Source organism: Staphylococcus sp. GDX8P114P-2, assembly GCF_017892945.1.
Taxonomy (GTDB): domain Bacteria; phylum Bacillota; class Bacilli; order Staphylococcales; family Staphylococcaceae; genus Staphylococcus; species Staphylococcus arlettae.
In genome coordinates, this window is the sequence record NZ_JAESMB010000002.1 from 73,871 (window position 1) to 87,242 (window position 13,372).

Genomic DNA, 13,372 nt, shown 5'->3' on the forward strand with positions numbered 1-13,372 from the left:
ATATCAACATGAAAAAGGGAATAACGCGACTGTATACGCACAACGTCATCCCTTATTCTATATATTTTATTTATAATAATGCTTACTAATATCGTCTTTCTTAATACCTAGTTTATCATAGTAACGTTTCATAATTCGAGCAATATTTTCATCCCATTCTATATCACTAGCATATTGATGTTTTCCTGGGTTTTCGGGATTCCAGCGCATTTGATACAATGATATTTGGTCTTTATCAAAATAATTACCACGTACAAACTTAGCGCCTCCTTCAATTGCTTTTTCAGGCGAGTCCCATTTTTGCTGTTTGGCAAAACTACTACCTGTCTGGACGGCCGCTTCATCGAATGCACCAATGCCAAAGAAATTATAGTAATGTTTACCATTATCTTTAATGCCCTTCGCTAAGTTCGACTTACCATTACCCGTTTCTACTAATGCATGACTTATTAAATAAATAACATTTACATCATGTTTTTCCTGTGCTTCTAGAAATGCTTTCCCTTTATCTTTAAAAACACCCTTATCACGTAATATCTGATTCACTTCTTTTTCTGATAAGTATACAGGTTCTGAAATGTCCATATGATTTAAATCATCATTGCTATTTTCAATTTTCATTGCTTCTGCTACTTCTGCTCTAGAAGCATCAACGAATTGTTGATTCTCTTCTTTCATATTCAATGTTCCTTCAGCTAACTGTCGATTAACAGCTTCATCAAATGTATATTTTTGTTTATTTTCAAATAACTCTGTTTCATTAATAATAAGTAAAATGGCAAATATCACTAAAATTATAGTCAAGAAAATCATAGGCAATCGCTGCTTCACTTTTTCATTCATGCTCTAAAAACTCCTTGTAGCATTTAATTAGGTTAATACATAATAAGCAAGAATCACTGCTAAGACCACAATAGCAAATGATACATTAATAATTATTTTCATTGCCGTACGATCTCTAAACATTGAATTAAATATGACTAAGCTAATCGCTAATGAAACTGCAAACATAGTGATAGCCATAATAAAATTCATCATAACTAAGAATATAATCCCTAATACTAAAAAGATATTAGAACATATTGCCATTACTTTTATCATCTTCACATTAATATGCGACTCACTCCCAACTGAATCAGTTTAACTATATACTTCTAACTTTCAAAATTGTATCATATTTTCAGTTGAAAGCTATAGCACAATTCTTTACAACAAACGTTCATACCCAAGGTTTTATAATTGGCATACATTAACAATAACTAATCACTTATGTTAATAGACAGTTAAATTTCACTTTTAAAATTTAAGCAAACACAAAAAGAACCGGGACATAATTAGTGTCCCGGCTCCTATAAGTTGTATGATGGCTAAATAATATTAACCTCTCGACATACCTTTTAAGAGGTTCAACATGTACGTCAAGCTACGATTCATTTCATCATCTTTTAAAATACCCATCAATCCTGTAATGGATGTTTTTTGATTTGGATTGGCTTGATTAGCTACACGCAGACCTTTATTGACTTTATTAAGTGTAGTGCTTAAATCATCAACGTCTAAATCACCTAATAAAAATACTAGTGATGCCATATTTGAAATTAAGCCAGAATATTGGTCTTTATTTAGCTCAACTGCAAATTTATTAGCAATGACGCCGCGACCTTTGACTGCACCTGATAGTGCATCTAGTAACTTGGCATCATCCAAAGTGCTAATTATATTAATAGCTTTTAAAATGCTTTCTTTATTTTCTGCAATTGCTGTAGTCACTTCATCTAAGCTTTCCTGTTTGATTTGTTCGTCTGTTTTTTGAATACGGTTAATTTTAGTAATTCTCTCAGCCATTATTTATCCACCTGATTTCCTGGAAAGACATAATCTTCACGTGCCCATTTATTTTCTACTTGGACACTATATTGTGGCTTACGATGTTTGTCGACACGGAAATTCGTTGGATTTAAAGGTGATTTACCTCTTCTCGTTTTCACTTCCATACGACAACTTGTACGTTTGTATGACGGCGTATCTGTATCTTTATCAACGTCACTATTAGTTAGTAAGTTAATTGCGCCATGATCACCGTGTTTCATCGCATTATTATTTAATGGAATATATATTTCTTTGCCTTTAACGCGATCTGTTACATGAACGACCAATTCCGCCTCTCCAGTGTCAGAGATTAATTTTACTTCGGCACCTTCATGTATACCTCTGTCCTCTGCAAGCTCTGGTGATACCTCAACAAATGCATTTGGCATTTTATATTCTAATCCAGGCACTTTATATGTCATATTGCCTTCATGGAAGTGTTCTAACAATCTACCATTATTCACATGCAAATCATAAACATCGTTTTGTTTAAAGAAGTTATCAAAAGTCAGTGGGAAGAATTTAGCCTTTTTATTGTCAAAGTTAAAGCCATTTAAATATAATGTCGGTTCATCAGTGCCATCTTCTGCAACTGGCCATTGCAAGCTATTATAACCTGCTAAACGCTCATAATTCACACCTGAATAAGATGGTGTTAATCTAGCGATTTCATCCATAATTTGACTTGGATGTGTATAATTCCACTCATAGCCTAATGTTTGAGCTACAGCTTGGATAATTTGCCAATCTGGTTTTGATTCTCCTTTAGGTTCTAATGCTTGATATAAACGTTGGATTCGACGTTCAGTGTTAGTAAACGTACCTGTTTTTTCTAATGAAGGACTTGCAGGTAATATCACGTCTGCATAAGAAGCTGTGAAAGTGAAGAATTCATCTTGTACTACTAAGAATCCTACTTTTTCCAATGCCGCTTGTACAAAGTTAATATTAGAATCTACAATACCTGTATCTTCACCATAAAGATATAGTGAATCAATTTCTCCGTTATGGATACCTTCCATCATTTGGTGATTGTCTTTACCGGGTTCAGCTGGTAAAGCTTCGCCATATTCACGTTCAAATTTAGCACGAATATCATCATCTGCTACCTTTTGATAACCTGGGAATTGATCAGGCATACTTCCCATATCACTACAACCTTGAACATTGTTATGACCACGTAATGGATAAGCACCTGTACCAGGTCTTCTGTAGTTCCCAGTAGCTAGTAACAGATTGGAAATTGAAGTAGATGTGTCACTACCAATGTCTTGTTGTGTCACACCCATAGCCCAACAAATAGAAACAGATTCAGCTGCTGCCATTTGATGCGCAAAATCAATTAAATCTTCTTTCGGAATACCAGTTGTTTCTTCAGCAAATTCCATAGTAAATAGTGCTAGTGAGTTATAATATTCCTCAAAATGATCTACCCATTCATCAATAAATGCTTGGTCATGTAGATTGTGATCAATAATATATTTTGTTACTGCTGATATCCATACTAAATCTGTACCTGGTTTAGGTTGGTAGAAATTATCAGCACGTTCTGCCATTTCATGCTTTCTAATATCAAATACGTTAAGTGTATTATTATAAAGCTTATGACCGCGTTTAATTCTGGAAGCAATAACCGGATGTGCTTCGGCTGTATTTGTTCCGATAAGTACGACCATACTCGCTTGCTCTAAATCTTCTATAGAACCGGAATCTCCTCCGTGTCCTACAGTTCTAAATAAACCTTTTGTTGCAGGTGCTTGACAATAACGAGAACAGTTATCGACATTATTTGTTCCAATAACTTGTCTCGCTAATTTTTGCATTAAATAGGACTCTTCATTAGTCGCTTTAGATGAAGATATAAATGCTAGTCCATCTGCGCCTTTGTCAGCTTTAACTTTTGTAAAGTTATCAGCTACAACTTTTAACGCTTCATCCCATTCAACTTCTTCAAAAGCATCACCTTTACGAAGCAATGGTTTAGTTAAACGTTCTTCTGAATCGATATAATCCCAACCGAACTTACCTTTTACACAGCTCGAAATTTTGTTAGCAGGTGATTCTGGTTGTGGTTGGACTTTTATAACTTCTCTATCTTTTGTCCAAACATCGAACGAACATCCTACACCACAGTATGTACATACTGTTTTAGTTTTTTCGATACGCTCTTCTCGCATTGCCGCTTCAGAATCTGAAACTGCAAATAGCGGACCGTATCCTGGTTCTGCTTTTTTCGTCAAGTCAATCATTGCTGCTAATGAACCTGGTTCTAAGTCAGTCATATAGCCAGCATTACCTTCCATATCCACTTCCATCATGGCATTACATGGACATACAGTGGCACATTGACCACATCCAACACATGATGATTCATTAATTGAGACATCATTATCCCAAATAACACGTGGTTCTTGACGTTCCCAATCAATTGTTAACGTTTCATTGACTTGCACGTCTTGACAAACTTCTACACAACGCCCACATAATATACATTGATTTGGGTCATAGCGATAAAATGGTCCATAATCTTTTTCATATGGTTTGTCTTTATATTCATAGGTTTGATGTTCTAAGCCCCATTGATCCATTGTATTATGAATTTCACAATCACCATTATTGTAGTCACAAACTGTACAATATAATTGGTGTTTTTCTAATATACGGTCTAACGCTTCTTTTTGACTGTCTTGAACTTTATTATTTTGCGTATCGACAACCATAGGCCGATTTATAACTGTACTACATGCGCGTTCAATTTTACCGTCGATTTCAACTGTACATGTATCACAAGTTTGAATTGGACCTAACGATTCGTTATAACAAATCGATGGTACAAATGTTTCTTGACCCTTGATAAACTCAAGTAAATTAGTACCTGGTTCAGCAAGATAGTCCTTACCATCTAACGTCACGATTAAATGCTCCTGCATTAAATCACCCCTTCAATATTATTATTGCCCATTATTCTTTATATCTATGGTGATTCACTTGCTAGTCTTAGAAGCCCCACGCTTCCAAAAGTAGCATTGCTTTAATTGTAAATCTTACTGCTCAAAATGTTAAGGCTTTCTATTATATTCCTTAATTTATAATTTCAAAACACTAAAAAACGGAGTGTGATAGAAATCTAATTTTATTAAAAAGATTTCGTCGTAACACTCCGCCAAGGATAACTAGAACTGAACAAAACTTGATTTGAAGCGCCTTCAACTACTGACAATATGAAATGAGACTGGGACAAATCAATGACGTCCCAGCCTCTCGGTGTTAAATTTCTAAATTATCTTTAATTTTATTTTGAATATCGCTTAATGAACTTTCACTTGGTATAAAATAATACAATCCATCATCTTGAATACCACCTTGTCCATCTAATTGATTTCTATTAACTGTTTCATTTGCATCTTTATACTTACTTCTAATTTTTGTTAAATCGCCTAGTGATAAATCAGTCGTCACATTATCTTTAATATGATCCATGATACCGTTAAAGTGTGTAATAGATTTAGTGCTTGTCAATTTATTCGCAATACCTTGCATGACTAGCTGTTGACGTTCTTGTCTACCGAAATCGCCACCAGCACCGCTTTCTTTTCTACTTCTAATGAAGGCCATTGCTTGCTCACCATCCATATGCGATTTCTCACCTTCTACAAATGAAGCACCATTATAACTAAATGTTGCATTACTCACAACATCTATACCGCCAAGTGTATCAATCATATCTTTCATACCATCCATATCAATTGTGGCATAGTGATCAATTGGCACATCTAATAATTTTTCAAGTGATTTCACAGCCATATCTGGCCCGCCATAGGCATGCGCATGGTTGATTTTCTCTGTAGATCCGTGGCCAACAATTTCAGCTTGCGTATCTCTTGGAATACTTACTATTTCTGATGTTTTTTTGTCTGGATTCATCGAAATGACCATTATAGAATCACTTCTCTGCCCACCACCATTAGCATTTCTTTCAGCATCTGAATCTACACCTAATAGTGCAATTGTAAATGGATCACCATTATTTAAATTTACCTTTTTATCTCTTAATTCTGATTTGTTTCTATCTAATGGGTTATGAATTGAATTTCCTACCGAAAAGATTTTAAAAGCTAAATAAATAACTGCTACTATGGCTAAAATAACTAAAATACCGATCAACCATAACAGTATTTTTGTAGGCAACCCCATTTTTTTACTTCTTTTATATTCCGAGCGGCTCAATTGTATCACTCCAATTCTCTATTCTATGAGTTTAAGTTCATTCAATGAATTATTATATAGTAAACCATGTCCCTTGACATAGTGCTTAAGACCTATTTATATTTACAGAAATTTAATATTTCGCATATCCATTTCCACTATTTATTATTTGCAATATTTCCTCATGGCACCCTGGATTACTAATAATAAATGGGCCACTTGTGGCATAATCTAAATGTGTATTGCTTAATGTTGTCATTGTCAAACCAAGTTCCTCTGCGAATAAAAACTGTGCAGCTATATCCCATGGTTTAGGATTGGTATTGATATGTGCACCAAATTGTCCTTGTATCACTCTTACTGAATCAAGCCCACATGAACCGATAAAACGATAACTAAAAGCAGCATCGTATAAATCATTAATCGTGTCATTATTCATTACTTGTGAATTGAATGAAATAATTGCATCTGCCAAGTCCATTGTTTCTGGTGGTGTAATAGGTTCACCATTGGTATAAGCTCCATAACCTCTTACTGCTTTATGTAACTGTTGATGTGGATAATCATATATGTAAGATAATGTTGGCACGCCATCAACGAAATAACCTAATATAATACAATAATCCTCTTGCTGCTTTACCAAGTTTGTTGTGCCATCAATCGGATCCATAATCCATACATGTCCCTCTTTTGGAGTTACTTCGTCATTCGATTTTTCTTCTGCTAATAATTGATGGTCAGGATAGTTATCATTTAAAAATTGTTGGAATTGTAGTTGAATTGTTTTATCAACATTTGTCACTAAATCAAATCTATTGCGTTTTGTTGATGTTTCCATCTCTCCAACTAAATTTGGTATCACTTGATCTAACGTTAATAACCACGACCTAATTGCATTATCTAGTTCGATTAGTTGTTCTTTATTCATAAAATACACCTCTCGTAATTCACTATTTTAGTTATGTATAATTTTCTCTATTCTACCACAGATGACTGATATGCTTATAGCTTAGTTTGCTAAAGTAGAAACAAAAAAACCGACTAGCAATACTAGTCGGCATTAGAAAGGAAAGTAAGTAATAAATATTGAAGATGTTTGAATAGTAACTTGCGCGATTAGATATGTAACAAAAACTATATGTAATAGCCTACCCCTTTGCAATCTAAATCGCTATCCCCTTTTGTTACTGTCTATATATTAACATAACCTTTCGTAAAATGTAAGCGTTTTCTAAAAATTTATTTGTAACTTTTTTGTAAAATGCCTAAGAATGTCGTCACCATCGTATTTATGCTATAATAAATGTAATATGTAATCAATGGGAGGTGACTTTCTATGAATAAGCGTGAGCGACAAAATAAGATTGTTAATGCCATTCATCATAATAAACAAATTTCTGCATCTGATTTAGCTAAACATTTGGACGTCTCAAAGCGGACAATCTTAAGAGATATTCAAGATTTAGAAGACCAAGGTGTCAAAATATTAGCTAAACATGGTAAATTGGGTGGTTACCAGTTACAAGAAGCACAGCAAAATTACGCCATTGAACTTACAGAAAGTCAACTTTCTGCATTATTTTTAGTATTAAATGAAAGCCAATCTATTTCATCTCTTCCATATAAAGAAGAAATTCATGCAATTATAAAAAAATGCTTAAATTTACCATATAATAAATTGCGTAAAACTTTAAAAAAATTAGACCGTTACATTAAATTTGATGACCAACATCACGAAATATTACCAACCTTATTTTCTGATTTACTAATTTATTGTACCGAACGTAATGTTATGGCAATGGAATACTCACATTCTAATGAGCATACGCAGACAGAAAATGTCATTTTTATTGGATTACTGTGCGAACAAGGCCTATGGAAAGCGATTGTCTTTGAAATAGGATCTGGCCGTACAAATGAAATTCCAATTGTTGCTATTCAAGATATCGCATACTCTTTTGAAAAAAAGATCAAAACACATGATATATCAATTAAAAATTATAAAGAGTTTTTAAACCCAGCTGAAATGTAAATTCATAATATAGCTAAACGCTAGTTATTAGTAAAGTCGCATATTTGCACACCAAATCAACATCCATCTGATTGATAATGTAAATATGCGTCTTTAGTTTATTTATATTATCAATCCTTTCCACTTCTTCAGTTATACTTCTTACTTTTAAACACTTCATTACATTTTCATAAGGAGTGCCTCATGTCAAAACAAGTTTACAGTCATATTAAGAATCAACTCAAGCACCTACTCACTTTATTAGAACTTTTTAAATATAAACTAGTAATGGAAGATACAGATATAATAATTACTCAAACAGAACTCCAACAATTTATTAATCAAGCATATAATTATGCCACAATTCATTTTCAATCAAACCAATGCCCACTCATCCGAAATTACCTCCACATGATAACTGACTTACAACAAAATCCCATTTCCCTACTGACTGTTGGTAATACTTATAGTTATATTGATAATTATCAAATATGTGTATATAAACTCTACGAACAATTTGCGCATTTCTGAAATATTGTTACATATTGAAATGAGTTTATTATTCATATTGTAATATATTTTCAAATATAATATAATGTAAGCGATTACAAATATCAGGAGGGATAGCTATGCATGGTTTCTCTGTTTATTTAGGACAGCCTATCAATCAACGTTACATAGATAATTTGATTAGCCTAGGCTATGATACTATCTTCACTTCTATTCAAATTCCTGAAGAAGATGAAACTACTAAACTAATATATTTACAACAATTATTGTCTCACTTACAAGATTGTTCAATTACTTACATTATCGATGTACAACCTACGTTACTCAATCAACAACTCTATGACTTATTGCATCAATATCAAAATTCTCGTTTTTTAATACGCATTGACACAGAAACATCATTAACCACTGTCAACGAGATCATTCGCCATAACTTTGAATGTTGTCTAAATGCCAGCACAATTGATGCAACCTTGCTTGTTCACCTTTCCAACCATGTCGTTAACTTCAAAGCAATTAGTTATTGTCATAATTATTATCCACGTCCAGATACTGGTTTAAGTTCACAGTTTGTAACCGCACAAAATTCACTTATTAAAACATTTAATCCAAGTGCAGAAATTTTTGGATTTATCGCCGGTACAGAAAAACGTAGTCCTTTACACAAAGGGTTACCTACAATTGAAAAAACGAGATGGACTCATCCGTTATGTAGTGCACAAAACCTAATCGATACAGGTATTGATGGTGTCATCATTGGAGATACATCATTAGTCAATCATCATGCAGAAAGATTAATAAAACTGTTACATGACCGTCATTTTATCTTGTCGCTTGCCCATATTGAACCATATAGCGAAGACATTTTATTTCAATCGCATACTGCACGGCCAGATAATCCAGAAAGTGCTATACGCTCGCAAGAAGCTCGATTGTACAAATCTCAGCAAATAGCACCTAATAATAATTTAAACAGAGTGTTCGGTGACATAACATTAGATAATCATTTAAATGGGCGTTATGAAGGTGAATTGCAAATTATCAAAGAAGATTTACCAAAACATCCACATGTGAATTGCGTGGCACGTATCTCTGCAGCAGATCACCCTCTCATACCATTGATAAAGCCAAATGATACATTTGAATTTCAAAAAGGAGTTGCAGACAATGAAACATTTAACGACTGAAAATAGAAATGAAGCTACGATGCACTTAGATGAAATGAGCATTGAAGATGCACTAACTATTATGAATGAAGAAGATCAACGTGTACCTCAAGCAATCAAACAAGTTATCCCGACGCTCAGTAACATTATCAACTTGACGGCAACACAATTTAGTAAAGGAGGAAGATTAATTTATATGGGCGCTGGCACAAGTGGCAGATTAGGTGTATTAGATGCTGCAGAATGCGTTCCTACTTTCAACACTGAACCTACTGACATCATCGGACTTATCGCAGGTGGCGAAAAAGCTATGACAACTGCAATTGAAGGTTCCGAAGATAACGAGACATTAGGAGCAACAGATTTAAAAGATTTAGCTTTAACTTCAATGGATGTCGTCATTGGTATTGCAGCAAGTGGTAGAACACCGTATGTTATAGGCGGCTTGCAATATGCACAATCTATAGGCGCACAAACCGTAGCAATTTCTTGTAATACAGCAAGTGAAATTAGTAAACACGCTGATTATCCCCTAGAAGTTAATGTTGGTCCCGAGGTATTAACTGGTTCTACACGCTTAAAATCTGGAACTGCACAAAAGTTAATATTGAATATGATTTCCACGATTACGATGGTACGTTGTGGTAAAGTCTATGATAATTTAATGATTGATGTTCGACCAACAAATGAAAAGCTTGTACACAGAGCAATCGGTATCATTCAAGATATTTGTGATATTAATTCAACACAAGCACAGCAACTATACGACAAAGCTAATCAAAATTTAAAAGTAGCAGTAGTAATGCATTTATGTAATATAGATAAATCTGCAGCTGAAGCGAAATTAAGTGCACATAACGGTGTAATTAAACAAGCAATACAATCATAAATTAAACAAAGCGGGTGATAGTATGGCAAATGAAAAAAAATTAGCGCATTCAATTATTGATAACGTCGGTGGTATGGAAAATATAGACAACATAATTAATTGTATGACGCGCATACGTATAAAAGTTCATGACGAAAGTAAAGTAGAATTCGATAATTTAAAAGCAATTGATGGTGTAATGGGAGTTGTTCATGATGACCGCATCCAAGTCATTGTCGGTCCAGGAACCGTAAATAAAGTAGCTAACGAAATGGCAGCTAAGAGTGGTGTGCCATTAGGTGACACGATACCGCACGATTATAAAGCTGCAGCTGAAGCAAAAGCAAAGATCAATAAGGAATCATATCAACAAAAACAAAAGCGTGGTAAATTCAACAAACTCCTCAAAACTATTGCTAATATATTTATACCTTTAATACCAGCATTTATTGGGGCAGGTTTAATTGGTGGTATAGCCGCTGTTCTAAGTAATTTAATGCAAGCTGGTCAAATTTCAGGTGATTGGATAACACAACTTGTGACAGTTTTCAATGTCATTAAAGATGGTATGTTAGCTTACTTAGCGATATTCACCGGTATTAATGCAGCAAAAGAATTTGGCGCAACTCCTGGTCTTGGTGGTGTAATCGGTGGTACTACATTGCTAACAGGACTAACCGATAAAAATATGATTACTAACATTTTTACCGGAGAGCCACTACAAGCAGGACAAGGTGGTATTATTGGAGTTATCTTCGCTGTATGGTTACTCAGTATAGTAGAAAAAAGATTGCATAAAATCGTACCAAATGCAGTCGATATTATAGTGACACCAACTGTTACATTATTTATTATTGGTCTATTAACAATCTTTATCATAATGCCACTGGCTGGCTTTATTTCATCTGGTTTAGTTTTTGTTATTAATTGGATTATTGGTATAGGTGGTATTTTCAGTGGATTTATCATAGGTGCCTTTTTCCTACCACTTGTGATGCTCGGTTTACATCATATCTTCACCCCTATTCATATTGAAATGATTAACCAAACTGGCGCAACTTATTTATTACCAATAGCAGCAATGGCTGGTGCCGGTCAAGTAGGTGCTGCCTTAGCATTATGGGTAAGATGTCGCAAAAATCAAACATTACGCAATACATTGAAAGGTGCACTACCAGTTGGATTTTTAGGTATCGGAGAACCTTTAATATATGGTGTTACATTACCACTAGGTAGACCTTTCTTTACAGCATGTATAGGAGGCGGTATTGGTGGTGCTGTCATAGGTGGCATCGGACATATTGGTTCTACCGCTATTGGACCTAGTGGTATCTCATTATTACCACTCATTTCTGATCACATGTATTTAGGCTATATAGCTGGTTTACTCGCTGCTTATTTAGGTGGATTTGTTTTCACTTATTTACTCGGAACGACAAAAGCTATGCGAGAATCTGACCATTTAGGTGATTAATTATGACAAATATTTTCCATCAAATCGATAACAAATATTTTGAATTAACCAAAAGCGAGAAGAAAATTGCAGACTATATTTTACAATCACCGCAACACATTATTTCCATGTCAGTACAAGATTTAGCGGAAACTGTAAATACAAGCACCGCTTCCATCGTAAGATTTAGTAAGAAAATGTCTACTCAGGGGTTTCAAGACTTAAAAATTGCTATTTCTAGATACTTACCTACTGATAATATGAGTAATCATCATATCGAACTGAAAGCTGGAGAATCAGTAGAAACACTCACCAATAAAATGATTTCGCGCGCAACAAGTACAATGCACGCTGCAGCACAACATATTAACGCCAATATCGTTGATCAAGTCTGCTATGCATTAAAACATGCTAAGACAATCTTTTTGTTTGGTTATGGTGCTTCTTCCATTACAGCAGAAGATTTGTTTCAAAAGTTTTCGCGAATTGGATTGCCGGTCAGATTAATTAAAGAAACACATTTGTTTATGACTACACTCGCAACACACGGTGAACAAGACTGTATTATTTTTATTACCAATCAAGGTAATCATAGTGAGTTACAAGCAATGATTAAAGTCGCCAATGATTATCATATTAATATTATTACAATAACAAGCTCTTATAATAATTACATTGCTTCACATGCTAATTTTACAATCATCTATGGTACAACCGATGAAAATGAATTACGTATGGCTGCTACTACTTCATTATTTGCCCAATTATTCACTGTAGATATATTATATTATCGCTTTATCGCTTTGAATTATAATGAAGTTTTAGATGCTATAACACAGTCAAAAATGGCACTTAATAATTATCATAAACATATCTCAAAAATTAAATTCAAACATTAAAAAGCAAAGTGCTGTAATAAGCACTTTGCTTTCAAAATGTAGACAAACTTTAGGTGAACGTGACTAAGGTTCCTCTATTTATATCTATTGGATGATTTTATTAAATACCAGTAGTCTTTCAGAGCATTACCACTCCTTTTAATAACCACATTGCCATTTTTTAAGATTCATGATTCCACAAATTAGTGTAGTATCCATGGAAACTTTTATAATTCCTCTGTATCGTTTCCCTTTCCGACCATGTTGCTTTTTTGCATCACTGATTTTTTTCTATTGTTGGAGTGCATAATTTATATATTATTGGCAGTGATTTGGGCGGACTCCTGCGGGAATAGCACTAGCCGAAGACTACAGGCTAAGGCAGTGATCGCGGAAAGCGTGCACAAAAAA

At 34.2% G+C, this 13,372-nt stretch carries 12 protein-coding genes; 5 read left to right on the forward strand and 7 right to left on the reverse strand.

Annotated features, from left to right (window positions below; translation table 11 throughout):
• Window positions 1–66: 66 nt before the first annotated feature.
• The 6 genes from KA845_RS01020 to KA845_RS01045 form a co-directional block, all read right to left on the reverse strand.
• Window positions 67–843 (reverse strand): N-acetylglucosaminidase, encoded by a 777-nt coding sequence (locus tag KA845_RS01020; RefSeq protein WP_002510083.1) that lies wholly within the window; start codon window positions 841–843, stop codon window positions 67–69.
• A gap of 27 nt (window positions 844–870) precedes the next feature.
• Window positions 871–1,089: a hypothetical protein gene (locus KA845_RS01025; RefSeq protein ID WP_021459691.1), complete on the reverse strand. Its 219-nt coding sequence runs from the start codon at window positions 1,087–1,089 to the stop codon at window positions 871–873.
• A 288-nt stretch (window positions 1,090–1,377) separates the two neighbouring features.
• On the reverse strand, window positions 1,378–1,845 hold the full coding sequence (locus tag KA845_RS01030; RefSeq protein WP_002510085.1) for a helical membrane plugin domain-containing protein: 468 nt from the start codon (window positions 1,843–1,845) through the stop codon (window positions 1,378–1,380).
• Entirely contained in the window at window positions 1,845–4,799 is a 2,955-nt protein-coding gene (fdhF, locus tag KA845_RS01035) for a formate dehydrogenase subunit alpha (RefSeq protein WP_103388518.1), read from the reverse strand. Before fdhF ends, KA845_RS01030 begins: the two co-directional genes overlap by 1 nt.
• A gap of 337 nt (window positions 4,800–5,136) precedes the next feature.
• Complete coding sequence (locus tag KA845_RS01040; RefSeq protein WP_002510088.1) at window positions 5,137–6,063, reverse strand: LCP family glycopolymer transferase; 927 nt, start codon at window positions 6,061–6,063, stop codon at window positions 5,137–5,139.
• 145 nt (window positions 6,064–6,208) lie between these two features.
• The gene (locus tag KA845_RS01045) at window positions 6,209–7,003 is read right to left on the reverse strand and encodes an inositol monophosphatase family protein (RefSeq protein WP_021459693.1); all 795 of its coding nucleotides are present in this window, start codon (window positions 7,001–7,003) and stop codon (window positions 6,209–6,211) included.
• 408 nt (window positions 7,004–7,411) lie between these two features.
• Here KA845_RS01045 and KA845_RS01050 point away from each other — a divergent pair, with 408 nt between their 5' ends.
• From KA845_RS01050 to KA845_RS01070, 5 genes are all read left to right on the forward strand, one after another.
• Window positions 7,412–8,107 (forward strand): helix-turn-helix transcriptional regulator, encoded by a 696-nt coding sequence (locus tag KA845_RS01050; protein WP_103388519.1) that lies wholly within the window; start codon window positions 7,412–7,414, stop codon window positions 8,105–8,107.
• Window positions 8,108–8,715: 608 nt separating this feature from the next.
• Window positions 8,716–9,783, forward strand: coding sequence for a MupG family TIM beta-alpha barrel fold protein (locus KA845_RS01055; protein ID WP_103388521.1), 1,068 nt, complete (start codon window positions 8,716–8,718; stop codon window positions 9,781–9,783).
• On the forward strand, window positions 9,764–10,651 hold the full coding sequence (gene murQ / locus KA845_RS01060) for an N-acetylmuramic acid 6-phosphate etherase (RefSeq protein ID WP_002510093.1): 888 nt from the start codon (window positions 9,764–9,766) through the stop codon (window positions 10,649–10,651). The genes KA845_RS01055 and murQ overlap by 20 nt, the downstream gene beginning before the upstream one ends.
• Window positions 10,652–10,673: 22 nt before the next feature.
• On the forward strand, window positions 10,674–12,104 hold the full coding sequence (locus KA845_RS01065) for a PTS transporter subunit EIIC (RefSeq protein WP_002510094.1): 1,431 nt from the start codon (window positions 10,674–10,676) through the stop codon (window positions 12,102–12,104).
• Window positions 12,105–12,106: 2 nt separating this feature from the next.
• Complete coding sequence (locus KA845_RS01070) at window positions 12,107–12,982, forward strand: MurR/RpiR family transcriptional regulator (RefSeq protein ID WP_002510095.1); 876 nt, start codon at window positions 12,107–12,109, stop codon at window positions 12,980–12,982.
• A 138-nt stretch (window positions 12,983–13,120) separates the two neighbouring features.
• On the opposite strand, the gene KA845_RS13140 is transcribed toward KA845_RS01070, so the two are convergent.
• Complete coding sequence (locus KA845_RS13140) at window positions 13,121–13,246, reverse strand: transposase (RefSeq protein ID WP_107376767.1); 126 nt, start codon at window positions 13,244–13,246, stop codon at window positions 13,121–13,123.
• Window positions 13,247–13,372: the final 126 nt, after the last annotated feature.

Coding starts and splice junctions, on each gene's coding strand:
- KA845_RS01020 (WP_002510083.1), bottom strand. CDS start 843: ATGAATGAAAAAGTGAAGCAGCGATTGCCTATGATTTTCTTGACTATA.
- KA845_RS01045 (WP_021459693.1), bottom strand. CDS start 7,003: ATGAATAAAGAACAACTAATCGAACTAGATAATGCAATTAGGTCGTGG.
- KA845_RS01050 (WP_103388519.1), top strand. CDS start 7,412: ATGAATAAGCGTGAGCGACAAAATAAGATTGTTAATGCCATTCATCAT.
- KA845_RS01040 (WP_002510088.1), bottom strand. CDS start 6,063: ATGGGGTTGCCTACAAAAATACTGTTATGGTTGATCGGTATTTTAGTT.
- fdhF (WP_103388518.1), bottom strand. CDS start 4,799: ATGCAGGAGCATTTAATCGTGACGTTAGATGGTAAGGACTATCTTGCT.
- KA845_RS01070 (WP_002510095.1), top strand. CDS start 12,107: ATGACAAATATTTTCCATCAAATCGATAACAAATATTTTGAATTAACC.
- murQ (WP_002510093.1), top strand. CDS start 9,764: ATGAAACATTTAACGACTGAAAATAGAAATGAAGCTACGATGCACTTA.
- KA845_RS01055 (WP_103388521.1), top strand. CDS start 8,716: ATGCATGGTTTCTCTGTTTATTTAGGACAGCCTATCAATCAACGTTAC.
- KA845_RS01030 (WP_002510085.1), bottom strand. CDS start 1,845: ATGGCTGAGAGAATTACTAAAATTAACCGTATTCAAAAAACAGACGAA.
- KA845_RS01065 (WP_002510094.1), top strand. CDS start 10,674: ATGGCAAATGAAAAAAAATTAGCGCATTCAATTATTGATAACGTCGGT.
- KA845_RS01025 (WP_021459691.1), bottom strand. CDS start 1,089: ATGGCAATATGTTCTAATATCTTTTTAGTATTAGGGATTATATTCTTA.